General features: G+C 32.0%; 22 protein-coding genes. 11 read left to right on the top strand and 11 right to left on the bottom strand.

Annotated features, from left to right (window positions below):
* Nucleotides 1-206: 206 nt before the first annotated feature.
* Nucleotides 207-1,655 carry a glyceraldehyde-3-phosphate dehydrogenase gene (locus VK164_RS06890; RefSeq protein ID WP_324208649.1) on the bottom strand — a complete coding sequence of 483 codons (1,449 nt, stop codon included), beginning with the start codon at nt 1,653-1,655 and terminating at the stop codon, nt 207-209.
* Between the two features lie 126 nt (nt 1,656-1,781).
* Entirely contained in the window at nt 1,782-3,164 is a 1,383-nt protein-coding gene (locus VK164_RS06885) for a Do family serine endopeptidase (protein ID WP_324208648.1), read from the bottom strand.
* A 124-nt stretch (nt 3,165-3,288) separates the two neighbouring features.
* Between VK164_RS06885 and dapF the strand changes: the two genes are divergently transcribed.
* From dapF to VK164_RS06860, 5 genes are all read left to right on the top strand, one after another.
* Complete coding sequence (gene dapF, locus VK164_RS06880; RefSeq protein WP_324208647.1) at nt 3,289-4,077, top strand: diaminopimelate epimerase; 789 nt, start codon at nt 3,289-3,291, stop codon at nt 4,075-4,077.
* Between the two features lie 35 nt (nt 4,078-4,112).
* Entirely contained in the window at nt 4,113-4,637 is a 525-nt protein-coding gene (locus VK164_RS06875) for a GNAT family protein (protein ID WP_324208646.1), read from the top strand.
* Nucleotides 4,638-4,656: 19 nt separating this feature from the next.
* Nucleotides 4,657-5,697 carry an endolytic transglycosylase MltG gene (mltG, locus tag VK164_RS06870; RefSeq protein WP_324208645.1) on the top strand — a complete coding sequence of 347 codons (1,041 nt, stop codon included), beginning with the start codon at nt 4,657-4,659 and terminating at the stop codon, nt 5,695-5,697.
* Between the two features lie 11 nt (nt 5,698-5,708).
* Entirely contained in the window at nt 5,709-6,617 is a 909-nt protein-coding gene (locus tag VK164_RS06865) for a DUF2279 domain-containing protein (protein ID WP_324208644.1), read from the top strand.
* Nucleotides 6,618-6,713: 96 nt separating this feature from the next.
* On the top strand, nt 6,714-7,358 hold the full coding sequence (locus VK164_RS06860) for a peptidoglycan-binding protein LysM (protein WP_324208643.1): 645 nt from the start codon (nt 6,714-6,716) through the stop codon (nt 7,356-7,358).
* Here VK164_RS06860 and VK164_RS06855 read toward each other — a convergent pair whose 3' ends face one another.
* Genes VK164_RS06855 through dnaA form a run of 3 tightly spaced genes read right to left on the bottom strand, consistent with a single transcriptional unit; the run spans nt 7,359 to nt 9,984 of the window.
* A complete protein-coding gene (locus VK164_RS06855; protein ID WP_324208642.1) occupies nt 7,359-8,093 on the bottom strand; it encodes an SAM-dependent methyltransferase in 735 nt (244 codons plus the stop codon). It lies immediately after the preceding gene.
* A gap of 4 nt (nt 8,094-8,097) precedes the next feature.
* The gene (locus tag VK164_RS06850) at nt 8,098-8,553 is read right to left on the bottom strand and encodes a low molecular weight protein-tyrosine-phosphatase (RefSeq protein WP_324208641.1); all 456 of its coding nucleotides are present in this window, start codon (nt 8,551-8,553) and stop codon (nt 8,098-8,100) included.
* Between the two features lie 3 nt (nt 8,554-8,556).
* A complete protein-coding gene (gene dnaA / locus VK164_RS06845; RefSeq protein ID WP_324208640.1) occupies nt 8,557-9,984 on the bottom strand; it encodes a chromosomal replication initiator protein DnaA in 1,428 nt (475 codons plus the stop codon).
* A 203-nt stretch (nt 9,985-10,187) separates the two neighbouring features.
* Here dnaA and VK164_RS06840 point away from each other — a divergent pair, with 203 nt between their 5' ends.
* Nucleotides 10,188-10,589, top strand: a complete 402-nt coding sequence (locus VK164_RS06840; protein WP_324208639.1) for a thioesterase family protein — start codon at nt 10,188-10,190, stop codon at nt 10,587-10,589.
* 4 nt (nt 10,590-10,593) lie between these two features.
* Here VK164_RS06840 and VK164_RS06835 read toward each other — a convergent pair whose 3' ends face one another.
* The 3 genes from VK164_RS06835 to ribD are packed head-to-tail and all read right to left on the bottom strand — an operon-like array spanning nt 10,594 to nt 12,852.
* The gene (locus tag VK164_RS06835) at nt 10,594-11,208 is read right to left on the bottom strand and encodes a YigZ family protein (protein WP_324208638.1); all 615 of its coding nucleotides are present in this window, start codon (nt 11,206-11,208) and stop codon (nt 10,594-10,596) included.
* Between the two features lie 2 nt (nt 11,209-11,210).
* A complete protein-coding gene (locus VK164_RS06830; RefSeq protein WP_324208637.1) occupies nt 11,211-11,816 on the bottom strand; it encodes an HAD-IA family hydrolase in 606 nt (201 codons plus the stop codon).
* Nucleotides 11,809-12,852 (bottom strand): bifunctional diaminohydroxyphosphoribosylaminopyrimidine deaminase/5-amino-6-(5-phosphoribosylamino)uracil reductase RibD, encoded by a 1,044-nt coding sequence (ribD, locus tag VK164_RS06825; protein WP_324208636.1) that lies wholly within the window; start codon nt 12,850-12,852, stop codon nt 11,809-11,811. Before ribD ends, VK164_RS06830 begins: the two co-directional genes overlap by 8 nt.
* Before the next feature lie 81 nt (nt 12,853-12,933).
* Here ribD and VK164_RS06820 point away from each other — a divergent pair, with 81 nt between their 5' ends.
* Together VK164_RS06820 and prmC are read left to right on the top strand one after the other, a co-directional pair.
* Complete coding sequence (locus VK164_RS06820) at nt 12,934-13,413, top strand: GNAT family N-acetyltransferase (RefSeq protein WP_324208635.1); 480 nt, start codon at nt 12,934-12,936, stop codon at nt 13,411-13,413.
* Between the two features lie 3 nt (nt 13,414-13,416).
* Nucleotides 13,417-14,271, top strand: a complete 855-nt coding sequence (prmC, locus tag VK164_RS06815) for a peptide chain release factor N(5)-glutamine methyltransferase (RefSeq protein ID WP_324208634.1) — start codon at nt 13,417-13,419, stop codon at nt 14,269-14,271.
* Between the two features lie 67 nt (nt 14,272-14,338).
* Here prmC and VK164_RS06810 read toward each other — a convergent pair whose 3' ends face one another.
* Nucleotides 14,339-15,580: an ABC transporter permease gene (locus tag VK164_RS06810; RefSeq protein ID WP_324208633.1), complete on the bottom strand. Its 1,242-nt coding sequence runs from the start codon at nt 15,578-15,580 to the stop codon at nt 14,339-14,341.
* Between the two features lie 301 nt (nt 15,581-15,881).
* Here VK164_RS06810 and hisS point away from each other — a divergent pair, with 301 nt between their 5' ends.
* Nucleotides 15,882-17,255: a histidine--tRNA ligase gene (gene hisS / locus VK164_RS06805; protein WP_324208632.1), complete on the top strand. Its 1,374-nt coding sequence runs from the start codon at nt 15,882-15,884 to the stop codon at nt 17,253-17,255.
* A 43-nt stretch (nt 17,256-17,298) separates the two neighbouring features.
* Nucleotides 17,299-17,646 (top strand): hypothetical protein, encoded by a 348-nt coding sequence (locus VK164_RS06800; protein ID WP_324208631.1) that lies wholly within the window; start codon nt 17,299-17,301, stop codon nt 17,644-17,646.
* A 2-nt stretch (nt 17,647-17,648) separates the two neighbouring features.
* Here VK164_RS06800 and VK164_RS06795 read toward each other — a convergent pair whose 3' ends face one another.
* Nucleotides 17,649-18,593, bottom strand: a complete 945-nt coding sequence (locus VK164_RS06795; RefSeq protein ID WP_324208630.1) for a tRNA-dihydrouridine synthase family protein — start codon at nt 18,591-18,593, stop codon at nt 17,649-17,651.
* Between the two features lie 18 nt (nt 18,594-18,611).
* Nucleotides 18,612-19,289, bottom strand: a complete 678-nt coding sequence (locus VK164_RS06790; protein WP_324208629.1) for a prolyl oligopeptidase family serine peptidase — start codon at nt 19,287-19,289, stop codon at nt 18,612-18,614.
* A gap of 321 nt (nt 19,290-19,610) precedes the next feature.
* On the opposite strand from VK164_RS06790, the gene VK164_RS06785 reads away from it, so the two are divergent.
* Nucleotides 19,611-24,572, top strand: coding sequence for a reprolysin-like metallopeptidase (locus VK164_RS06785; protein ID WP_324208628.1), 4,962 nt, complete (start codon nt 19,611-19,613; stop codon nt 24,570-24,572).
* Nucleotides 24,573-24,581: the final 9 nt, after the last annotated feature.

The following is a 24,581-nucleotide window of genomic DNA, read 5'->3' as shown; positions in this document are numbered from 1 at the left end:
AAATTTTCGCAATAAATATAAAAAGGTAAAATGAAACTATTTTACAGATTTTCTGTACATTTTGTTAAAATTTTATGGTTTATTTTATGTTATAGATTTTAAAAAAAAACTATTAAAAGTAAGTTTAAACGTGTTTTATAGGTTCTTGGTATAAAAAAACCGCCTCTAGTTTTGAGACGGCTTTGTTTTATTTAAAATTTCATCTACTAATAATAAGTATATCTTCTTACTTTAGCTATATATTTTGCTAAACGAATTACCTGATGACTGTAACCATATTCGTTATCATACCAAACATATAATACTATATTTTTTCCATCTCCAGAAACAATAGTGGCGTTGCTATCAAAAATTGCTGGAGCAGAAGTACCTACAATATCTGAGGAAACTAGTTCGTTGTTTAGCGAATATTTAATTTGCTCTACTAATTCGCCTTCTAAAGCATACTTTTTCATGATGTTATTTACTTCTGTAATAGAAGTAGCTGTTCCTACTTCTAAATTTAATACTACTAATGAGCCGTTAGGAACAGGAACACGAATAGCATTTGAAGTTAATTTGCCTGCCAAGTTTGGTAATGCTTTTGCAACAGCACTTCCAGCACCTGTCTCAGTAATTACCATATTTAATGCTGCTGCACGACCACGACGGTATTTTTTGTGCATATTGTCTACTAAATTTTGGTCATTAGTATAGGCATGAATCGTTTCTAAATGTCCTTTTACAACACCTAAAGTATCTTCTACCGCTTTTAATACTGGAGTAATTGCATTTGTTGTACATGATGCCGCTGAAAAAATATGAACTTCATCAGGGTTGTATTCTTCATGATTTACACCATAAACAATATTTGGAACACCTTTTCCAGGAGCAGTTAATAATACTTTATCTACGCCTTTAGATGTTAAGTGTCTTTTTAATGCTTCTTCTGTTGTGAATGCTCCAGTATTATCAATAACTAATGCATCTTCAATTCCATAGGATGTATAGTCTATTTCTTCAGGAGAATTTGCTGTGATAATATGAACAGTTGTACCGTTAATTAATAAAGCATTATTTTCTGGGTCAGCAATTACAGAACCTTGAAAATCACCATGAACCGAATCATATCGTAATAATGAAGCTCTTTTTTCTAATAGTACTGTATCGTTTTTATCTCTTGTAACAATAGCTCTTAATCGTAATTGTTGTCCTTTTCCAATTTTTGACATCATTTCGCGTGCTAATAAACGTCCAATTCTTCCAAAACCATATAAAACAACATCTTTAGGTTTGATTTCTTGAAAGTTTTTTGCGTTTCTTAATTTGTCAATCACAAAGGCTTTTGCATCGTTGTATTTGTTGTCTTCTAGATGATATTCGTAGGTTAATTTTCCAATATCAATTCTAGAAGGAGGTAAATCTAAATCTACTATTGCATTAGCAATTTCAACAGAATCAAAAACATTAATTGGTTTGCCTACAAAAGCTACTGCATATTCATGTAAGTTGATGATTTCACTTACATTTTTGTCAATCAATTGATTGCGAAATAGTACTAATTCGATTGATTTGTCAAACCATAAATCACTGATGATTTTAATAAATTCAACACCAGCTTTTCTTCTGTCTGCCTGAAAAGCGATTTCCTTTTCGTATAAAGATGTATTGTTCATGTAAATAGTTATTGTGTGTTTACGAGTGCAAAAGTATAGATTTCAAACGTTTTCGTAAAATTTTTTTACATAAAAAAACCAGTCTTTTTTTGTAGACTGGTTTTGTAACTTTGTGTGAATTAATAACTACATTATAATACTGTACATTTGTCCTGTTTTAGTAATTATTTGATAGCGCGCTTTTTGATTTTCTTTTTTGGCTAAATAACTAGAAACAGCTTCCATATCTTTTGCTTTTTGTCCGTCTATGCTCAAAATAACAGCACCTTCGAGTATGTCTTTGTATTCTGCATATTCTGGATTTGAAATGGATTTAATTTTAATTCCTTCTTTAATGTTTAATTGTTTTTTATCTGATGTATCAATATCTTCAAATTCAATTCCGTTAAATTCATAGTTTAGTATTTCTTTTTTTGTCAACTTTACTGGAATTGTTTTTTGCTTTCCATCTCTTAGAATACTAACCTGAACAACATCATTTGGTCGTTTTGTATTGATATAAGCAGTTAATTCAGCGAAACCATTTATTTTTTTATCGTCCAATTGTATAATAATGTCGCCTTTAGTTAAACCTGCTTTTTCAGCACCAGAATTTTTAGTAACTTTGTTAATGTAGAAACCTTGCGTTTCTTTAATGCCGATTTCTTTGGCAAAGTTTGAATTCAGTTCGCCGCCTTCGATGCCAAGTACTCCTCGTTGTACGTTTCCAAATTGCATTAAATCTTCAATTATTTTTCTAGTAATGTTAGAAGGAACTGCGAAAGAATATCCTGCATAACTTCCTGTTGGTGAAGAAATCATCGTGTTGATTCCGATTAATTCTCCTCTTGTGTTTACCAATGCCCCTCCGCTATTTCCTGGATTTACAGCTGCATCTGTTTGAATAAAAGATTGAATGCCATCATTAGCTAGATTTCTTGCTTTTGCAGAAACAATCCCAGCAGTTACAGTTGAGTTTAAGTTGTATGGATTTCCAACCGCTAAAACCCATTCGCCTACTTTTATACCATCAGAATCTCCAAAAACCGCAAAAGGCAGTTTTTCATCTGCATCAATTTTCAATAAGGCAATGTCCATTTTTGAATCGGTTCCCACTAATTTTGCAATGTAAGATTTATTATTGTTCAGCGTAACTTCTAATTCGGTTGCGTCTTGAATTACATGATTGTTGGTTACAATATAACCATCTTCGGTGATAATAACTCCCGAACCTGTTCCAATTTGTGTTTGTTCGCGATCACCCTGATATCCATAGAAAAATTCCATAAATGGACTGCTTGGAATTTTTGAAATAGACTTGTTTTTAACGTGTACTACTGCGTGAATTGTGTTTTCAGCAGCAGTTGTAAAATCAATGTTTTCTGCGCCTAAATTTACATTTTTGGCATAATTAGGAGATGCAAGAGTTAGCTTTCCTGCGTTATTTGGTTCCAAAAAGAATTTGTAAGCACCTAATGTTACTGCTCCGCTTAAGAGCGATACTAAAAATAAACTTCCAAATTTTTTCATATCTATTAATTTTTTAATCACTCAAAATTAAAAACAAATTTTATTCCATAAATCACTTTAACGCACGATTAACAATGTTTAACATCTTATTAATATTTGTACTTTTGTATAAATTAATTAAGCAATGCAACTTACTTTTTATAAATATCAAGGCACAGGGAATGATTTTGTAATGATTGATAATCGTTCAAATTTCTTTCCTAAAAATAATACTTATCTTATTGAGAGATTATGTGATAGACGTTTCGGTATCGGAGCAGACGGACTTATCTTGCTTGAAAATCACGACAACTATGATTTTAAGATGGTGTATTATAATTCTGACGGGAATGAAAGTTCTATGTGTGGAAATGGTGGAAGATGTTTGGTTGCTTTTGCAAAAAAATTAGGTGTGATTTCTGAAATAGCCGAGTTTGAAGCGGTTGATGGTTATCATTATGCAACAATTGATGCTGAAAATATAGTTTCGCTTCAAATGAAAGATGTAAGCACAATAAAGAATGAATCAAATTTCACTTTTTTAAATACGGGTTCGCCTCATCATGTGCAAATTGTAACCGATTTAAAAGCTTTGGATGTAAAATCTGAAGGTGCTAAAATCCGCTATTCTGATTTGTATGGAACCGCAGGAAGTAATGTTAATTTTGTACAGCAATTAGAAAATGACATTTTTGCAGTTCGTACCTATGAAAGAGGTGTGGAAGACGAAACCTTGTCTTGTGGTACAGGAGTTACAGCTGTAGCGATTGCAATGTATGAATCAGGAAATGCAAAAAGTAATCAAATCGATTTAAACGTTGAAGGTGGAAAACTTAAGGTGCAATTTCAAAAAAACAATGGAAATTATACAAATGTTTTTCTGATTGGACCAGCTACTTTTGTATTTGAAGGAAAGATTAATTTAGTTTTTTGATAAAGAATTTTTACCCAAAACATTTTACCTCATAAATGATAACATTAACTGGAAATACTGTTTATTTAAGAGCACTCGAGCCCGAAGATTTAGAGTTTGTCTATGCCATAGAAAATGATGAATTAGTTTGGGAAATGAGTAATACACAAACACCTTATAGTCGTTTTTTAATTCGTCAGTATTTAGAAAATGCTCAGCAGGATATTTATGAAGCAAAACAATTGCGATTGGCAATTTGTCTTAAAAATTCCTTTGAAGCAATTGGATTAATTGATTTATTTGATTTTGATCCAAAGAATAACAGAGTAGGAGTTGGAATTTTAATAAGTAATGAATCCAACAGGAAAAAAGGTGTGGGGTCTGAAGCATTAGCACTCATTATTAACTATGCTTTTGAACAATTGCAATTACATCAGTTGTATGCAAATATTGGAAGTGATAATGAAGTTAGTTTGCAACTTTTTACTAAATTTGGCTTTCAAAAAATCGGTACAAAAAAAGATTGGATTAAAGTGAATAATATCTATAAAGACGAATTACTTTTTCAATTAATAAAATAACAATTAAAATAAATTTACTTTGAACGTAAAAAAACTAATTTCAATAGTTGCTGTAGCTGGAATTGTAATTGCTACAATAGTGGGGGTTTATGTGTATTTAAAAGCCTTTACACCAAACACACAATTTTCTCAAGATGAAGTATTTGTATATATTCCTACAGATGCAACTTATGAACAAGTAAAAGAAATTGTTGCCCCATTGGTAAAAGATTTTGAAAAGTTTGACTTTGTGGCTACTTCCAGAAATTATAGTACTAATGTAAAATCAGGAAAGTTTTTATTCAAAAAAGAAATGACTAGCTTTGATATGGTTAGAAGCTTACGTTTGAATGTCCCTGTTAATGTTGCTTTTAATAACCAAGAAACATTAGGTAAGCTAGTGCAACGATTATCAACTCAATTAGAACCAGATACACTAGCGCTAAATCAAGCATTTACTAATCAAGTTTTTTTACAAGAGAATGGATTAACTAAAGAAACAGCTTTAACGCTTTTTATTCCTAATACTTATGAATTTTATTGGAATACATCAGCTAAAAAAATTGCCGATAAAATGGCAAAAGAACATAAAAAATTCTGGACAAATGATCGTTTAGAAAAAGCAAAAGCATTAAATATGACACCAGCTCAAGTGTATACTTTGGCTTCAATAGTACACAAAGAAACTGTAAAAGCGGATGAGCGACCTCGTGTTGCTGGTGCTTATTTAAATCGTATTAATCAAGACATGCCTTTGCAAGCTGATCCAACAGTAATTTATGCAATTAAAGAAACATCTGGTGACTTCGATCAAGTTATAAAAAGAGTTGGTGGAAGTAATCTTTTCGTGAAATCACCTTATAATACATACATAAATAAAGGATTGCCTCCAGGTCCAATTGCTATGCCAGACATTTCTGCTATTGATGCTGTTTTGAATGCTGAAAAGCACGATTATATTTATTTTTGTGCAGATCCAAATAGACCTGGGTATCATGCTTTTGAAACTACATATGAAGCACACATGGTAAATGCTAGAAAATATGCAGAATGGGTAAATAAATTAGGTATAAAATTATAATTTAAGAGTCTATGACAAGGATTAGATTATTGTCTTTTCTATTGTTGCTCTCATTTTTTTGTCATGCACAATCTAATTTTGAAGATTTTTTAAAACCTTCAGATTCATTAAATATAGCTAGGCAGGCTGGAGTTTATATTAGTGAATCTGTGGCTTTAGGAACTACTTTGGTGGGATTGAATCAAATTTGGTATAAAGATTATCCGCAAACAAATTTCCATTTTATTAATGATAATGAGCAATGGCTCCAGCTTGATAAGGTTGGGCATGTATATTCGTCCTATCATTTAGGTCGAGTTGGTGCAGAATTGTTGTCATGGAGTGGAGCTTCAAAGAAGGATCAATTAGTTTATGGATCTACTTTAGGATTGGGTTTTTTAACTGTAGTTGAGGTGTTTGATGGTTTCTCACAAGAGTGGGGTGCTTCTTCAGGTGATATAATTGCTAATACAATGGGTACTGCTCTTTATGTTTCTCAAGAATTGCTATGGAAAGAACAACGAATTATCCCTAAATTTTCTTTTCATCAAACTAAATTTGCACCACAACGTCCTGATGCATTAGGAGCTACTTTGAATGAGCAAATTTTAAAAGATTATAATGGTCAAACCTATTGGTTATCACTGAATATAAATTCCTTTACTAAAGATACTTTTTTTCCTAAATGGCTAAATATAGCCTTTGGTTATGGAGGTGAAGGTATGTTGTATGGTAAAGATGCTGAAGCTGTTCAAAATAGTATTTTTCAAAATCCATACCGTCAATTTTACTTGAGTTTTGATGTTGATTTAACCAAAATTCAAACAAAGTCTCATTTTTTAAAGACACTTTTTTCAGTTTTTAACACTATAAAGGTACCTGCTCCAACTTTGCAATATGATGATTTTAACGGAGTTAAAGCGCACTTTGTCTACTTTTAGATATTATTAACAACCTGTAAATCAATATTATAATTTTTTTTGTATCTTTGTACCGGTAATTTCAGATGGGTGACAGACGCTGAGAAATAACAATTCATGATAAAAAAAGGGTCATACATTTTAGGATTGACACTCCTAGTATTAGTAGTTTCATCTGGTTTTATAACTATAGAAGCAGAGAAAATAGAAGGGTTTCATTTAGCGGATAACGAAGTGATGTTATATCATGTTCCTAATCAATATGAAAACGAAGATGTAGTGGTATTAAAAGTACCACATGTAGGAAAAACATTTAATGGTTTTGCTCAAAAAATGGCTTACAAAGAGTCAAGAGGTATATTACACTTAGTTAATCCTTACGGATATATGGGTAAATATCAATTCGGTAAAAGTGCACTACGTACTGTAGGTATTTATGATTTTCAAGAATTTTTACGAAACGCTGCATGGCAAGACAAAGCTTTCCAAGCATTAATTGCGCGTAATAAATGGGAATTGCGTAAAGAAATTGCAAAATATTCTGGAAGAATTATTAATGGTGTAGAAATTACCGAGTCTGGTTTAGTTGCTGCTGCTCATTTAGGTGGTGCTGGTTCTGTAAAAAAATACTTGAGAAGTAATGGGCGTAATGGTTTTAAAGATGGTTTTGGAACGTCGTTATCAAGTTATATCAGAAAATTTTCAGGATACGACATTTCGCATATTAAGGCAGATTCTAATGCAAAAGTGAATTTAGAATAATTACATTTTGTGTAAAATAAAAATACAAGGTCGATTGTGTAAATCGGCCTTTTCTTTTTTCCATTCGTTTACTGTTTTTGTTTTAATGTATTCGGTTGGTAAAGTTATATCACAAGCTATACACAAATGAGTGTTTGGTTGTAAGATTTGTAGTAAATCATCCATCAATTTATTGTTTCGGTAGGGTGTTTCAATAAATAATTGAGTTTGATTTTTTTCTTGTGATAAACGCTCAAAACCTTTTAAGGCTTGTTTTTTGTCATTTTTATCAATAGGTAAATAGCCATTAAAGGCAAAACTTTGACCGTTCATTCCGCTCGCCATTAAAGCTAGTAAAATAGAGCTTGGGCCAACTAATGGGACTACTTGAATGCCTTTTTCATGTGCTATTTTTATAATTGCTGCACCTGGGTCAGCTATGCCTGGACAGCCTGATTCACTCATTAAGCCAATGTTTTCTCCATTTAATATGGGTTTTATGAATTCATAGTGGTCTGTTATTTCAGTGTGTTTGTTTAAGATAGAAATCTTTAAATCAGGTTGTTTTTTTTCTGGATGAATGCTTTTTATGAATTTACGAGCTGTTTTTTCATTTTCGACAATATAGTAGTCAATAAAATCTATAGTTCTTTTAATTGAATGAGGAAGCACATCTTCAGGTATTACAGTAGTTTCTCCTGGATTTGATAATGTACAAGGAATTAAATATAATTTACCTAAAGAATTTGATTTCATAGTTCTAAAATTTAAGTTTTTTCGCAATTTCCTCACATGCTTGGTCTAGCATATTATATACATTTTCAAAACCTTCTTGTCCTCCATAATAAGGGTCTGGTACATCTACATTTTCGTTTGGGAAAAGTTCGTTTAAAATTAATTTCACTTTAGATTTTGCTTCTTCATTTGGAGCTAAAGCAATTACATCTTTGTAATTGGAATTATCCATTACAAAAATATAGTCAAATGTTGTAAAATCAGCAATTTTAAATTGTCGAGCTCTTTGGTTAGTAATATCAATCCCTTTGCTTTTTGCGGTTGTAATAGAGCGTTTATCGGGTAATTCGCCTGCATGCCAACCTCCAGTTCCGGCTGAATCAACTACAAAATCTTCAGAGAGTTTAGAGCGCATAATGCCTTCTGCCAAAGGAGAACGGCAAATATTTCCTAAGCAAACCATTAAGATGCTAACCGGCATAAATTATAGCGATAGTTTTTTGTTGATGTCTTCAACAAACTTTTTAAATTGCTTATCGGTAGCTACTAAGTTATCAACAGTTTTGCACGCATGTAAAACTGTCGCGTGGTCTCTATCTCCAATTTGTGAACCAATATTTGCTAAAGATGCTTTAGTAAATTTCTTTGCAAAAAACATAGCTAACTGTCTAGCTTGAACCACATGTCGTTTTCTTGTTTTAGATTGCAAAGTTTCAACATCTAATTGAAAATAATCTGAAACTGTTTTTTGAATATAATCAATAGAAATTTCTCGTTTTACATTTTTTACAAATTTTTCAACAACTTGTTTTGCTAAATCAATAGTAACTTCTCGTTTGTTGAATGAAGATTGAGCAATTAGAGAAATAATTGCACCTTCTAATTCGCGAACATTTGATTTGATGTTTTTGGCAACATATTCAATTATTTCATCTGGCATTTCTACACCATCTCTAAATAAAATATTTTTTAAGATAGAAATACGTGTTTCATAATCGGGTTGGTGTAATTCTGCTGATAGTCCCCATTTAAAACGAGATAATAAGCGTTGCTCAATATCTTGCATATCTACAGGAGCTTTATCAGAAGTAAGAATTACTTGTTTTCCATTTTGGTGTAAATGATTGAAAATATGGAAAAACACATCTTGTGTTCCTGATTTACCAGATAAGAATTGAACGTCATCGATAATCAAAACATCAATTAATTGATAGAAATGAATAAAATCGTTACGTGTGTTTTTCTTAACCGAATCTATATATTGTTGTGTGAATATTTCAGCTGAAATATACAACACAGTTTTTTCTGGATATTTATCTTTGATTTCTACTCCAATAGCGTGCGCTAAGTGAGTTTTTCCTAAACCAACACCTCCAAAAATTAATAATGGATTGAATGAAGTTCCACCCGGCTTGTTTGCTACAGCCATACCAGCACTACGCGCTAAACGATTAGAATCTCCTTCTAAGAAATTATCAAAACTATAGTTTGCATTTAACTGTGATTCGATTTTTAAATTACGAATACCAGGAATGATAAATGGATTTTTAAGTTCTGGATTTTTATTAACAATTGGCACATCAACTTCTTGAGGTTTTACAGCAGTTCTATTGTAACTTGGAATTTGCTCTGTAAATGGAAGTTTATTGCCATAAGTGTTTTCCATTTTAATTTTATACAATAACTTTGCACTCGGACCCAATTCTTTGGTTAGAGCTACTTTTAATAATTTTACATAGTGCTCTTCTAACCATTCGTAGAAAAATTTACTAGGTACTTGAATAGACAACGCGTTATCGTTTAGCTCAACTGACTGTATAGGTTCAAACCAAGTTTTGTAAGCTTGATCTTGAATATTGTCTTTTATGAAAGACAGACAGTTATTCCATACCGATTGCGCAGTTTTAGTCATAAATTCTATTCTTATTAATAGTTGTTTTTTTGTTTTGTATAGGTTATCTTACAAAAAAGAATAGGGGTTCTTTTTTTATTCTTTGGGATAGCAAATATGTGAACAATTTTCTTTAAAAAAAATTTTTTTGCTATTGATTTTTTAAAAAAAATATTGTAAGTCATTTTAATAATTTTTTAAGATTAATTTAATATCAGTTTAATATGAAGGAATATCAATTTCAAGTTCGTGTACGTTATGCAGAAACCGATCAAATGGGAGTAGTTTATCATGGGAATTATGCACAATATTTTGAGATGGGACGAGTGGAATGGTTAAGAAACATGGGGGTTTCCTATAAATGGATGGAAGAAAACGGAGTCATGCTTCCTGTAGTTTCTTTGGCAATGAATTACAAAAAGCCAGCTCGGTATGACGACCTATTGACTGTTAAAACTATTTTTAAAAGTCAGACTTCGGTTAAGATAGAATTTGACTATGAAATTTATAATGAAGCAAATGAGTTATTAACAACAGGTTATTCAATGTTAGTATTTGTAGATATGAAATCTGGTCGTCCAATGGTGCCGCCAAGTTATGTTTTAGAAAAAATAAATGCGCTGTAAAAAATTATTTTTCAATTAGTTTTACTTCATACAAGTTTTCAAAAGTGTCCAATAGATTTTGGACATTTTTTTTTCGTGTTGTAATCTCAATTTCGCAATCCATTTCCATTTTTTGTGAAACGATTTGTAAATTTTTCTCTTTGATAATTCGCATCACTTTATTCATGTGTGCATAACCAAATGATATGATAAAATGTTTGTCAATTGTTTTTTCAATAATAATAGCATTTTCCATAGCCATTTGAGCGGCTGTTTTATATGCTGAAATTAATCCGCCTACGCCTAGTTTTACGCCACCAAAATAACGAACTACTACAATTAGTGTGTTGGTTACTTCAAAGGACTGTATTTGACCATAAATTGGCATTCCAGCACTATTGTTTGGTTCGCCATCATCATTTGCTCTGTATTGAATTTTTTCTGTACCTATTTGGTAGGCATAACACCAATGTCTTGCAGAAAAGTGTTCTTTTTTTAATCGGTCTAAAATTTCTTTGATTTCTTCTTCAGATTTTACAGGAAAGGCATAGCCGAAGAATTTGCTGTTTTTTTCTTTAAATAAAATTTCTTCAGAAGCAGCTGCAATGGTTTTATAAGTATCGTTAATTAATGGTGTCAAAATTAAAAACTAAATTTTTTTGAAAATAAATCTACTACATCTTCTTTGCCTACCTCTAAATTCCAAACTTGAAGACCTAGTTTTTCAGCTACTATTGTATTTTCTTTTTTGTCATCAATAAATAATGTTTTTTTTGGATTCAGATTATGATTGTTTATCACATATTTAAAAGCGTCTTCTTCTGGTTTTCTAAGTTTAATTTCATATGAAAAATATACTTTTTCAAAACAACTATAAAAGTCGCGGGCAAAAGTTTGTCCTTCTTTGTGTTCAAATTTTTCAATATGAGTATGATCTGTATTACTTAAAAGAAACAAACGATACTTTGATGAAATCATTTGTAAAAATTCTAATCGATACAATGGAAAATCACCTAGAATAGAATTCCAAGCACTTCTAATACTTATTAAATCAGCATTAGGTAAGTGTTTTTGAAATCCTGACATAAATTCTAATTCGTCAATCTTTCCGAGTTCGTACTTTTTATTTAAAGCGTCTAAATCTTCATGCCAAGCGGTTAAGCCTAATTTTCTAAATTCGGTATCAATTGCTTGCTTATCTAAATTGATAAAGACATCTCCAAAGTCAAAAATAATTGCTTCAATCATAATTTCTGATAATTTTAAGTTGGTCATCCATTATGTCAAAACGGCTTACTGGAAATCCAGTTAACTTTGGGGCGTTTGTTCCGTTTTGAAATTTTATTTGTCCGTTAAAAATTCTTGCTTCATCCCAAATCTTTTCGTTTATAAAACTTTGTATGGTTTTTAAACCACCTTCAATTATAACCGATTGAATTTCATGTTTGTATAATATTGATACAATAGATTGAACAAGGCTTTTACCAAAGATAACATTTTCATAGATACAATTTTCAGTTGTTGAAAAATTTTCACTTTCTGTTATAAAAATTGTCTTTTGCGAATTATTTTTTACATGATAGTTTTTTGTAATTTTTCCGGATTTATCCAATATGATTCGAACTGGATTGTTTCCTGAAAAATCGCGTGCATCTAATTTAGGATTATCTTCTAAAACCGTATTGGTTCCTACTAAAATGGCTTGTTCTTCTGTTCTCCATTTATGAACCAATTGTCTTGAAAATTGATTTGTTATCCAAACAGGTTTTTTTTCTTCTTTCGAAATTGGGGCAATAAATCCATCAGTGGTTTCTGCCCATTTCAGTATAATATAAGGTCTTTTCTTTTGATGAAAGGTAAAAAATCGCTTGTTGAGTTCGTTGCATTCTTCTTCTAAAATACCTACGGTTACATTTTTACCATTTTCAATTAGTTTTTTGATACCGTTTCCAGCCACTTTTGCAAATGGGTCAACCGTACCAATCACTACATTTGGAATTTTATTTGCTATGATTAAATCACAACAAGGCGGTGTTTTTCCAAAATGACTACAAGGTTCTAAACTTACGTAAATCGTAGCTTCTTTCAACAATGATTTGTTTTTTACCGAGTTCACTGCATTGACTTCAGCATGGGGCTCGCCAGCCTTTTTGTGCCAACCTTCGCCAATAATTTTATTTTCATGCACAATTACACTTCCTACTAAAGGATTAGGATATGTAGTTCCTAAGCCATTTTTAGCAAGTTCAATGCAGCGTTTCATGTAAAATTCGTGTGTAGTCATAATACAAAAGTAGTATTTTTAAGATAGAGTTAATAATCGATTCTATCAATTTATGTACTTTTACCCAACAATAAAAATGTAATGTTTATTAGAGAAATCCAACAAAAAGATAATGAGTCGATTGCTAAGGTAATTCGCGATATTTTTCATGAATTAGATGCGCCAAAAGTAGGGACGGCGTATGCTGACCCAATTTTAGATACGTTATATGAAGTATATCAAGCACAACGTTCTGTATATTATGTAGTGGAAAAGGACGGAAAAGTCGTTGGTGGTTGTGGAGTTGCACCTTTAGACAATGCAGATGTTTCGGTATGTGAATTGCAAAAAATGTATTTTGCGCCCGAGATTAGAGGAACAGGTTATGCAGAAAAAATTATTGAAAAATGCTTGAAATTTGCCAAAGCGCAAGGATTTGAAATCTGTTATTTGGAAACCTTATCTTTTATGACAACCGCTCAAAAACTCTACAAAAGAATAGGTTTTGAAAATATTTGTGGTCCAATGGGAAATACTGGACATAGTAGTTGTGAAGTATGGATGACAAAGAAATTAGTTTAAGATATGCTATTAAAACAATACAAAGCGCACTTTTTCAATTCGTTAAAAAATATTCAAGATGATCAAGAAATCGAAAGTTTCTTTTTCATTCTTACCGAATATTTGCATCATATGAAGCGGGTAGATGTAGCTTTGAATCCAGATTTTGAAATTTCGGACGAAGAAGTTGAAAAGTGGAATACTATTTTATCTGAATTGCAACAAGAAAAACCCATTCAATACATCACAAACGAAGCTTGGTTTTATGGTTTGCGATTTGAAGTTAATGAGAACACTTTAATTCCAAGACCTGAAACTGAGGAATTGGTGGAATGGATTATTCAAAGTCAAAAGTCAAAAGTTAAAAGTCAAAAGTTAGAGATTTTGGATATTGGAACCGGTACAGGCTGTATTCCAATTTCATTAAAAGCTAATTTGCCACAAGCAAACGTTTCAGCTATTGATATTTCCGAAAAAGTATTAGAAGTAGCCAAAAGAAATGCAGCATCAAATAAAGTTGAAATAAATTTTATTCAAACCAATATTTTAGAAGTGGAAGATTTGAATCAACCTTTTGATATAATCGTTTCCAATCCGCCTTATGTTCGCAATTTAGAAAAACAAGAAATCAAAAAAAATGTGTTGGACTTCGAACCTCATTTGGCGTTATTTGTAGAAGATACTGATGCCTTACTTTTTTATAGAAAAATTGCGCAATTGTCCTTAAAAAACTTGTCACTAAACGGATTATTATTTTTTGAAATCAATCAATATTTAGGAAATGAAACGGTTGAATTACTTGAAAATCTAGGTTTCAAAAATATCGAATTGAAAAAAGATATGTATGGTAATGATCGAATGATTAGATGTTCGGTTTAACCTAACACTAATTACACAAACTCCTTAGCGAAGTTTGCGTAAAAAACTTTGCGTCTTTGCGTTTAAATTATTCGTAACGCAACGCTTCCACAGGATCTAATTTAGCGGCTTTTAAAGCAGGAACCAATCCAGAAATAATGGTAACTAAAATCGTGGTAATTATAGTAGCAGTAATTGCTAACCATGGTGTGCTGAATTCAAATTTAAGTAAGGAAGCAATTAAATATCCTGTGCCAATACCTAAAATTAATCCGAGTAGTCCGCCCAGTTGACTAATTACAAAGGTTTCTGTTAAGAATTGCCATCCAATAGTTGATTTTTTAGCTCCTAAAGATTTTCTAATACCAATTTCTCGTGTTCTTTCGGTAACAGAAACTAACATAATATTTGTTAGCGCAATGGTCGAACCAAAAACAGTAAGTAATCCTATAATCCATGCTATCCAACTCAAAAATTCTACTTCTTCTAGCAAAGTACGTCTTAAATCATCGCTACGTTCTATCCCAAAATTGTCTTTTTCTACCGGACTCAGTTTTCTAACTCTTCGCATAGTGATGATAGCGTCATCAACTGCTTCATTTAATAAGGCTTCGTTGTTTACCATCACATCTAAGTCATAATTGATATTAGGCGCCGAAAAAAGCGAACGCGCTACTTGAGTAGGAATCAAAACACGTAAATCCTGACTATTTCCAAATGTGGAACCTTTTTCTTTTAAAACGCCAATTACTTTAAACTTTGCACCACGTATCGAAATGATTTTATCAATCGGATTCAAATTGGCAAACAAACCTTTTTCAAAATCAGAACCTAAAATGCATACATAGTTGTTGTTAGCAACATCAAATGAATTCATATTTCTTCCTTTTACCACTTCCAAACCTTTGTTAGGGCAAAAATTTTCGTCAATACCAACTACAGAAATTTCAGGATCGGTTTTTTTGTCTTGATATTTTACCTCAATGGCTGAACCTGCCGTAAAAGATAATGAGGTAGTAGTAAACGGAAAATTATATTTGTCTTGAAATGCTTTTGCTTGCGGGTAGCTAATGATAGGATTTACACGCTGCTCTGCATCATTTTGATTGATTTCTGAAGAAAAATCGTACTGGCTTATAGAAAATGTATTCGCTCCCATAGAAGCAAAATTATTTAACAATGAATTTTCTAAAGCGGTAACCAATGTTAATACACCAACTAGAGCCCAAATTCCAATTGCAATAATTAAAACTGTTAACGAAGTACGCAAAGCCTGACTTCTAATAGAATCAAGCGCAATTTTTGTATTTTCTTTAAATAATCCTACCATGACTATAAGACTAAAGTAAGAGTGAAATGTTACAGTATTCTGTTTATTTTTTTAAACACATAGACACAATAGATTTGGATTGTTTATGGTTTTAGGCGTTTCACTTTGCATAGTTCACAGAGACTATGTGTTTTGATGTAAAATATAATGCCTTTAGTTTTAAGTTTATTCTATGTGCCTATGTGTTTAAAACCAAAAAATAGATTTTTTATACTGCCGAATATGTCCGATATTTGCAATGAAATTAGAAAAACGATACTGATTTTCAAATTTTCAAATCATCAAATTTTCAAATTGAATCATGGCACAAAAACCAAGCATACCAAAAGGAACCCGAGATTTTTCACCTGCAGAAGTGGCGAAACGCAATTATATTTTCAGTACGATAAAAACCAATTTTGAAAAGTTTGGCTTTCAACCTATTGAAACGCCTTCGTTTGAAAACTCAGAAACCTTAATGGGAAAATATGGAGAAGAAGGGGATCGTTTGATTTTTAAGATTTTGAATTCGGGGGATTATTTATCTAAAGCGGATGCTAAATTATTGGAAAATAGAGATTCTATAAAATTGACAAGTCATATTTCAGAAAAAGCACTTCGTTACGACTTAACTGTTCCTTTTGCGCGTTACGTGGTGCAACACCAAAACGAAATTGAGTTTCCGTTCAAGCGTTACCAAATTCAACCCGTTTGGCGTGCCGATCGACCTCAAAAAGGGCGTTTTAGAGAGTTTTATCAATGTGATGCCGATGTGGTGGGTTCGAATTCACTTTGGCAAGAAGTGGAGTTGGTACAATTATATGACTCGGTTTTTAGTCAGTTAGGTTTAGGTGGCGTTACCATTAAAATTAACAATCGCAAAATATTATCTGGAATTGCTGAGGTAATTGGCGCTTCGGATAAATTGATTGATTTTACCGTAGCATTAGATAAATTAGACAAAATAGGTGAAGACGGCGTGAAAAAAGAAATGTTAGAAAAAGGCATTTCGGAGACAGCGATTGAAAAAGTACAACCGTTGTTCAATTTCACCGGAACCATCAACGAAAAAATAGAAAAATTAGCGAATTTATTAGCCAATTCTGAAGAAGGAATGAAAGGCGTAAACGAGTTGCAATTTATTTGTGATAACGTTACGACTTTAGGTTTACAAACCGCTTTCTTAGATTTGGACGTTACTTTAGCGCGAGGTTTAAATTATTATACAGGCGCTATTTTTGAAGTTGCAGCTCCAAAAGGTGTGGCTATGGGTTCCATTGGTGGCGGTGGTCGTTATGATGATTTGACGGGGATTTTCGATGCTAAAAATAAAATGTCGGGTGTTGGAATTTCATTTGGTTTAGACCGAATTGCTTTGGTAATGGAAGAAGTTGGTTTATTTCCAGAAGCTGTTTTGGCGACTTCAAAAGCTTTGTTTTTGAACTTTGGCGATAAAGAAGCTTTGTATGCGATGAAAGCCATCGGAAAATTACGTCAAAAAGGAATCAAAGTCGAATTATATCCAGATAAATCAAAAATCGACAAACAATTTAAACACGCCGACAGAAGAGGTATTCCATTTGCTGTTATTGTAGGTGAATCAGAAATCGAGCGTGAAGAATTTGGTTTGAAAAATTTAGCTACTGGCGAACAGCAAAAAGTAGACTTTGCAACATTAGTTACGTTATTACAATAATTAAAAGCCGAACTTTATAGTCAAACTTATAATAGAATTGGATATGGATGTAGACGGCGAAGCTAAAAAAGTAATTTGGTCACTTCAGAACAATAAACGTACTGAGGCAGAACGAAATGTGTTTCAACCCACAGGCAAAAAACCGATGAATAAAACCGTGGTTTATGTCTTGTCGGCATTAGGGATTACCCTTTTGATGAGTTTTGCTTTATCGCAATTTGCTACCCAATCAACTGATTTTTGTTTTTTAATTGAGAGTTATTGTTTCAATTCGACTGAAAATCCATTAGCGTTCACGTTTTATATTTTTATGAATCTTTGGATTTTAATTTTAGGGATTGGAATGGCTTATTTAATAGGAAAAAAGCTAGGCGATAAGTTTAAAATATAGATTTACCCATTTTTAAAAATCTCTTTCACAGCAGCTTCATAATTTTTACTATTTCCAGCTTTTTTAATCTTTTTAAAAGTCTTTTGCGGGTTTGAGAAAGATTCTGAAAAGTATTCCCAAAAGCCTAACATTTTCATGCGAATTGGCGTTGGTCCAGATAAATACGCATCATATTCTTGATAAATTTCATCATGAAATGCTTCAAAAATTTCCAATTTATTTTTCGGATATTCTGTCGTATTCTTTTTAATCATAGAAGGTAAAAAAGGGTCAGCAATTAAACCTCTACCTATCATCCAATGATCAATGGATGGAAAACGCTCTTGCAACTCTTTAAATTTTGTCACAGAAGTAATATCTCCGTTGTAGTAAATTTTATGTTTGGTGTGGTCTAAGCAATTTTGAAACGAATCCAAATCGACACCACCTTTGTAAAGTTGTTTCCCAATTCGGGCATGGATCGCAATGTTTTTAATTGGATATTGGTCTAAAACGGGAAAAACATCTAAAATTTCGGTAGCATTTTCATAACCCATTCGCATTTTCATAGAAACGATAATATCCGTTTCATTGTGTACACGTTTTAAGATGTGTTCAATTTGTGAAGTATTACTAATTAATCCCGAACCCATTCCACATTTAGCCACCATTGGATACGGGCAACCTAAATTCCAATTTAATTCTTTGTAACCAAATTGTTGAACATATTTAGCCACGAATAAAAATTCTTCAGCATCATTGGTTATAATTTGAGGAATGACTTCTAAAGTGGTGTTGTTTTCAGGAAGGATATCTCTCTCGTATGAACCCTTGACTACTAATTTCCCGTTTAATTTGATGTATGGCGAGTAAAAAGTATCGATGCCGCCAAAGTGTTTGTGAAAGGCGTTTCGGAATCTAAAATCGGTAAATCCTTGTAAAGGTGATGATAATAAGGTAATGCTCATGAAGACAAAGGTAATGGATTATTCTTTCTTTTGTTCGAATAGCCAATTATACATTGCATCTTGATGAAAAATATTTTCCACACTTCCGTGATTTCCTCCTTTTATTACTGTGAATATTAGTTTTGCTTTTTCGTTACATTTTCGAATGGCATTCACTACTTTTTCTGATTCTGAGATAGGAACAATGTAATCTTTATCGCCATGTTGAATCCAAAGCGGGATAGTGGCTAATTTGCATCCATCGTTTACATTTCCACCGCCACAAATAGCAACTGCAGCCGTAATTTTATCAGCGTGTTTTCCTGCAAAATGCAAAGTTCCATAGCCGCCTAAACTCATGCCACAAACGTAAATTCGAGTAGAATCAGTATTGTAATTTTTTTGTACATATTCTAAAACTTCCAAAACTTTATCAGGATTCCAACTCCCTTTTGCTAATTGAGGTGCTACTACAATGGCAGGAATTTTTCTTCCTTTATCCATAGCCCGAAGCACACCGTATCTTCTCACACGATTCAAATCAGTTCCAGAAAGACTTTTGCCATGTAAAAAAATCAGAATAGGTTGCTTTTCAGCGCTTTCTTTTTCGGGAACGTTAATCCAAAATGGGTAAGTGGTTTTGTCGGTAATGGTTTTTAGTTGTGCAGAAACCGAATGAATACTTAAAAACCACAGAAAAATATATAGGGGTTTCATAACTTTTGATTTTATAATGCAAAAATAGCCTATTTGTTCTAATTGATTCTCTTTAGAGAAAAACATTGTTGCTTGAAACCAATATTTGTGAATTATCGTAAGTAAAATTTTAAAAAAATTATAGTGTTTATTAAATAAAAATCAAGTTAAAATTAATTAAAGTGTAAGAAAAAGCACAAAATATTATGATGTTGTTAAATATAGTATTTATAGTTTTTTGTTCGAAAAATCTGTAAGAAAATAACTTAATTTTGTGTAAATTATGTATGAAGTAATTGTAATAAATCTTACAGTCATTTCTCCCCTAATACTTAATAATTTATGAAAAAAACTCCCCTACTAATCGCGTTAATTTATTTAGTGTGTTTTAATTTTTCGTTAGCTCAATCTATTTGGAAACAAGTTGAAGTTAAAGATGTGCAGGCAGAAATTGGAAATGGAACTAAAGAGCAACTCCCATCGTCTTATTATTTGTATAATTTTAGTCTTTCAGAATTAAAAAATCGATTAACACTTGCACCTGAAGAAAATTTTGATTTAATAAATAGTTCTGGAATTTTTATCACTTTTCCATTTGAAGATGGACATGTTGAAGATTTTAGCATGAAAAGGGTATATTATATGCATAAAGACTTGAATGCATTATATCCTGAAATTCAATCTTATGTTGGTGTTAGCAGACAAAATCCATTGCATAAAATATATATTAGTTTATCAAAAGATAATTTTTATGGTGTAATAAATGGTGAAAAAACAATTTATTTGGATCCATATAAAAGAGGTGAATCTGATTATGTAATTGTTTATAATAGAAAAAATTTCAATAAAGCTACTGATGATGATTTTAGTTGTGCTTATGTTGATGAAGAAAATGCCGAAGAAATAGTACAATTTGGGACACAACAACTTCAAAGAAATATTACTGATGGAAGATTTAGAACTTATGACATTGCAATTGCATGTACTTCTGAATATTCTGCTTATCATGGTAATACCATTGCAAATGTTTTAGCAGCAATGAACACTACAATGACAAGAGTAAATAGTGTTTTTGAACGAGATATGGGGTTAAGATTTCAAATTGTTCCAGCCAACAACCGGCTTATTTATATCAATGGTTTCAATATTGATAGTACACCAGATCCAGACCCATACGATAATTACAGCGGATCACAAATGTTAGGAGCCAATACATCTAATATTTCTGGATTAATAACTGCAGCAGCTTATGATATTGGTCACGTGTTTAGTACTGGTGGTGGTGGAATCGCGGGCACTGGTCCTTGCGGGACTAATAAAGGTTCTGGTGTAACAGGAATTGTAACTCCAGAATTTGATCCTTTTGATATAGATTATGTTGCACATGAAATCGGTCATCAATTTAGTGCGGGCCATACGTATTATAATCCTTGCTTTGGCTCTAAAGTTTCCGATGATTACGAACCAGGAAGTGCTTCAACAATTTTAGGTTATGCTGGAATTTGTGCTCCAAACGTTCAAGCAAATAGTGATGGTTATTTTCATGCAAGAAGTATAGCACAAATGACAACCGCAGTAAATTCACATACTTGTGAAACGGAAACTACTTATTCAAATGTAGAACCAACTGCGAATGCTGGTTCTGACTACACCATTCCTAAAAGTACGCCTTTTGTTTTAAACGGAAATTTATCCTCTGATCCAACTATTGGAGATGTTTTAACGTATTGTTGGGAACAATATGATGCAAATGATGGAGGTGTTCAGCCACCAGTTTCAACTAATACAGCAGGTCCAGTTTTTCGTTCATTTTTTCCAACTACTAATCCTTTAAGAATTTTTCCTAATATGGATGCAATAATTGCCAATCAAACCCCAAGTTGGGAAGTATTGCCGTCAGTTGGAAGAACTTTAAATTTTAGATTAACAGTTAGAGATAATAATGCTCAAGTCGGACAAACAAATAGCGATAACGTAGTAATAACGGTGAATACAACTGGTCCGTTTGTAGTTAATTCTCCTAATTTAGGAACAGAAGTTTGGTATGCAGGCGAAACCAAAACGGTAACTTGGGCGGTAAATTCTACAAATACCTTATCTGCAAATGTAAATATTAAATTATCTCTTGATGGAGGTTATACGTATCCAATTACATTAGTTTCAAATACTACAAATGATGGAACTCAAACCATAACCGTCCCTAATAATGTTACAAAAAGAGCCAGAGTAAAAATTGAAGCAGCAACAAATATTTTCTTTGACATTTCTAATCAAGATTTCGAAATTAAACCTAGTACATTTGAATTTGTTACATCTAATACTAATATTCCAGTTTGTAAGCCTAATGCAGGAACTTTTACTTTTGACTACGCAAAAGCGCCAAATTTTTCTGAGCTTGTAACTTTCTCAATGGACAATTTACCAGTTGGAATCACGGCAACTTTTTCACCAGCTTCTCTCTCAGTTAATGGACAAGTTACACTAACACTTTCGGGAGCAGCCACAGTCTCTGCTGGAAGTTATCCTATTATTTTAAAAGGAACTTCTACAAATGCTTCAGAAACTATTCCAGTTTCTTTAAATGTATATGAAGATTTTATTGACCAATTGACATTGAATTCTCCAGTTAATGGTTCAACTAATCAAGCTACTTCAGTTTTGTTGAAATGGAATACATTAACTAGTGCGGAAGAATATATTGTAGAAGTTTCAGAGTCTCCATTATTTTCTACCATTTCAGAAACCATTACTACATCAAAATTAGAATATCAAACAACTTCATTGGTAGAAGGCAAAATTTACTTTTGGAGAGTTCGTCCAAAAAATACATGTATTTATGGTTCATATTCCGAAATATATTCATTTCAAATTTCAAGAGACTTTTGTAATACTTATACCAATGAATATTTTGAAGGTAATGATAATATTTGGGATACCAATTCAAACAATGCAGTAAGTGCAAGAATGGATGTTAACGATAATTTGATAATCAGTAAAGTTAGTTTTTATATGAGAGCTACACATCCATTGCTTTCAGATATAAAAATGCAATTTAGAGCTCCTAATGGTATTTTTGCAGAAATCTACAATAGAGATTGTGCAGGGGCAAACTTTAACGTAACTTTTGATGACGACGGAATTCCATTAACTTGTGGAAATGTAGATCCTAATGTTGTTGCAGGATTAGAAGGGATTCAACAACCAGGTCAAGCTTTCTCTAGATTCATTGGGTCAAATGCACAAGGAACATGGAATTTGTTAGCAACTGACCGCGTTTCAAATACCTCAGGAGGAACATTTAATGAATTTAGTATTACAATTTGTGGGAAATTACAAATTGTGAATAACATTAATTTAGTTAATAATGTTTTAACAATTAATCAAGGAGCAACTCAAAATATAACTTCAGCATTTTTAAACGCCACCCAATCAGGTGCAACAGCTGCACAATTAGAGTATACGATTACTAAATTACCTACAAATGGTTATTTGTTATTGAACGGACAACGTTTGTTTGTTGGTGATTCATTTACACAAGCAAATATTAATAACGCTCAATTTTCATACAAACATAATGCACTAAGTGTTGTTGCGGATGATTTTGTTGTTGCTATAAAAGGAAATAATTTAGCTTTACTTGGAGGTCAAACTTTTACAATAAATGTAACACCACAAGCTTGTTTAACATCAACTACATGGAATGGAACAACTTGGAGTAATGGAACTCCAGATAAAAATAAAAATGTTGTTTTTAATGGAAACTTTACAACTTCTGTAAATTTAGAGGCTTGTTCAATTCAAGTAAATGGTTCGGCAGTTTTGACTATTTCTTCTGGTACAAATGTTACCGTAAATAGAGCAGTTTCGATAAATTCTTCAGCAAATATCATTGTTCAAAATAATGCCAATTTAATTCAAGTTGAGCATCTAAATAATACAGGAGCAGCAATAGTAAATAGGAATAGTACACCAATAGTTCGTTTAGATTATACGCTTTGGTCATCGCCAGTAGTGAATCAAAATTTATTAACATTCTCACCACAAACGGTTGCTAATAGATTTTATGTTTACAATCCAATAACAGGAACAAATGGTGCTTATGATGCAATTGTTCCGAGTTCGAATGATTTTTTGCCTACAAAAGGTTATTTAGTAAGAGCTCCAAACAACTGGTCAAGCACTGTTTATTCTCCTTATAATGGAATCTTCACAGGAACATTAAATAATTCATATTTTAAGCCAGTAATCAAAAGAGGAACTTCGGGTTACAATGCTGTTGGAAATCCTTATCCATCAACTATTAGCGCTAATGATTTTATCTTAAAGAATACGTTTAATAGAGGAACAGAAAATCAAACCATCGATGGAACTTTATATTTTTGGACGCATACACAACAAGCAGTTAGCGGAACATATCCTTTAAATAATTATGCAACTTATACGCTATTAGGAGGAACTGCTTCTGCAGCAGGTGGAGCAACTCCAAACGGAATAATTCAAGTAGGTCAGGGATTTATTGTAAATGCAGTTGTACCAAGTTATATTTCTTTTTCAAACGAAATGCGATTGATTAACAATGGAAATCAATTTTTTAAAGCATTTAACCCTTTAGTTGTTGTATTTGATTTAGAAGAGAAGCACAGAATTTGGTTAAATCTTAAAAACAATTCTGGACAATTTAGCCAAATTTTAGTTGGATATATGAATGAAGCAACGAATGATTATGACTTTGGAATTGATGGACTTACTTTTGGTAACCAAGGCAGTAATTTATACTCGGTTGAAGAGTCAAATAAATATGTTGTGCAAGGGAGAATACTTCCATTTACAGATGAAGACATTGTATCATTAGGGATGTCAATTATTGAACCAAGTGTTTATGAAATTGAGATTGAAAATTTAGACGGATTGTTTGCAGGAAACCAAAATATTTATTTAAAAGATAAAGCTTTAAATATTATTCATGATTTAAAAAGCGCTTCATATTCTTTCAATGCATCAGTTGAAACTATTGAAGACAGATTTGAAATTGTATTTAAAAACGAAGCTTTATCAAATAATTTAGAAGAATTTTCAAATGTGACAATCCATCAATCAGATAATCTCGTATATGTTAAATCGTATAATGATGAAATTGAACAGATTGAAGTTTATGATTTATTAGGAAGAAGCATTTTTTATAAATCAAAAATAAACGAGACAACGCATAGTTTTTCTGTGCAAAATATCAGAAATCAAGTGTTAGTTGTTAAAGTTACAACTAAAAACAAAGGTTTAACAACAACAAAAATAATTACAAATTAATTTTTATTA

It is taken from the genome of Flavobacterium sp., from assembly GCF_035299005.1.
Taxonomy (GTDB): domain Bacteria; phylum Bacteroidota; class Bacteroidia; order Flavobacteriales; family Flavobacteriaceae; genus Flavobacterium.
This window is presented reverse-complemented; position numbering and strand designations above follow the sequence as displayed.

What these genes read in the sequence shown, in the direction of transcription:
- VK164_RS06890 (WP_324208649.1), bottom strand. Translation starts at nt 1,655, where the DNA reads ATGAACAATACATCTTTATACGAAAAGGAAATCGCTTTTCAGGCAGAC.
- VK164_RS06885 (WP_324208648.1), bottom strand. Translation starts at nt 3,164, where the DNA reads ATGAAAAAATTTGGAAGTTTATTTTTAGTATCGCTCTTAAGCGGAGCA.
- dapF (WP_324208647.1), top strand. Translation starts at nt 3,289, where the DNA reads ATGCAACTTACTTTTTATAAATATCAAGGCACAGGGAATGATTTTGTA.
- VK164_RS06875 (WP_324208646.1), top strand. Translation starts at nt 4,113, where the DNA reads ATGATAACATTAACTGGAAATACTGTTTATTTAAGAGCACTCGAGCCC.
- VK164_RS06865 (WP_324208644.1), top strand. Translation starts at nt 5,709, where the DNA reads ATGACAAGGATTAGATTATTGTCTTTTCTATTGTTGCTCTCATTTTTT.
- VK164_RS06860 (WP_324208643.1), top strand. Translation starts at nt 6,714, where the DNA reads ATGATAAAAAAAGGGTCATACATTTTAGGATTGACACTCCTAGTATTA.
- VK164_RS06855 (WP_324208642.1), bottom strand. Translation starts at nt 8,093, where the DNA reads ATGAAATCAAATTCTTTAGGTAAATTATATTTAATTCCTTGTACATTA.
- VK164_RS06850 (WP_324208641.1), bottom strand. Translation starts at nt 8,553, where the DNA reads ATGCCGGTTAGCATCTTAATGGTTTGCTTAGGAAATATTTGCCGTTCT.
- dnaA (WP_324208640.1), bottom strand. Translation starts at nt 9,984, where the DNA reads ATGACTAAAACTGCGCAATCGGTATGGAATAACTGTCTGTCTTTCATA.
- VK164_RS06840 (WP_324208639.1), top strand. Translation starts at nt 10,188, where the DNA reads ATGAAGGAATATCAATTTCAAGTTCGTGTACGTTATGCAGAAACCGAT.
- VK164_RS06830 (WP_324208637.1), bottom strand. Translation starts at nt 11,816, where the DNA reads ATGATTGAAGCAATTATTTTTGACTTTGGAGATGTCTTTATCAATTTA.
- ribD (WP_324208636.1), bottom strand. Translation starts at nt 12,852, where the DNA reads ATGACTACACACGAATTTTACATGAAACGCTGCATTGAACTTGCTAAA.
- VK164_RS06820 (WP_324208635.1), top strand. Translation starts at nt 12,934, where the DNA reads ATGTTTATTAGAGAAATCCAACAAAAAGATAATGAGTCGATTGCTAAG.
- prmC (WP_324208634.1), top strand. Translation starts at nt 13,417, where the DNA reads ATGCTATTAAAACAATACAAAGCGCACTTTTTCAATTCGTTAAAAAAT.
- VK164_RS06810 (WP_324208633.1), bottom strand. Translation starts at nt 15,580, where the DNA reads ATGGTAGGATTATTTAAAGAAAATACAAAAATTGCGCTTGATTCTATT.
- hisS (WP_324208632.1), top strand. Translation starts at nt 15,882, where the DNA reads ATGGCACAAAAACCAAGCATACCAAAAGGAACCCGAGATTTTTCACCT.
- VK164_RS06800 (WP_324208631.1), top strand. Translation starts at nt 17,299, where the DNA reads ATGGATGTAGACGGCGAAGCTAAAAAAGTAATTTGGTCACTTCAGAAC.
- VK164_RS06795 (WP_324208630.1), bottom strand. Translation starts at nt 18,593, where the DNA reads ATGAGCATTACCTTATTATCATCACCTTTACAAGGATTTACCGATTTT.
- VK164_RS06790 (WP_324208629.1), bottom strand. Translation starts at nt 19,289, where the DNA reads ATGAAACCCCTATATATTTTTCTGTGGTTTTTAAGTATTCATTCGGTT.
- VK164_RS06785 (WP_324208628.1), top strand. Translation starts at nt 19,611, where the DNA reads ATGAAAAAAACTCCCCTACTAATCGCGTTAATTTATTTAGTGTGTTTT.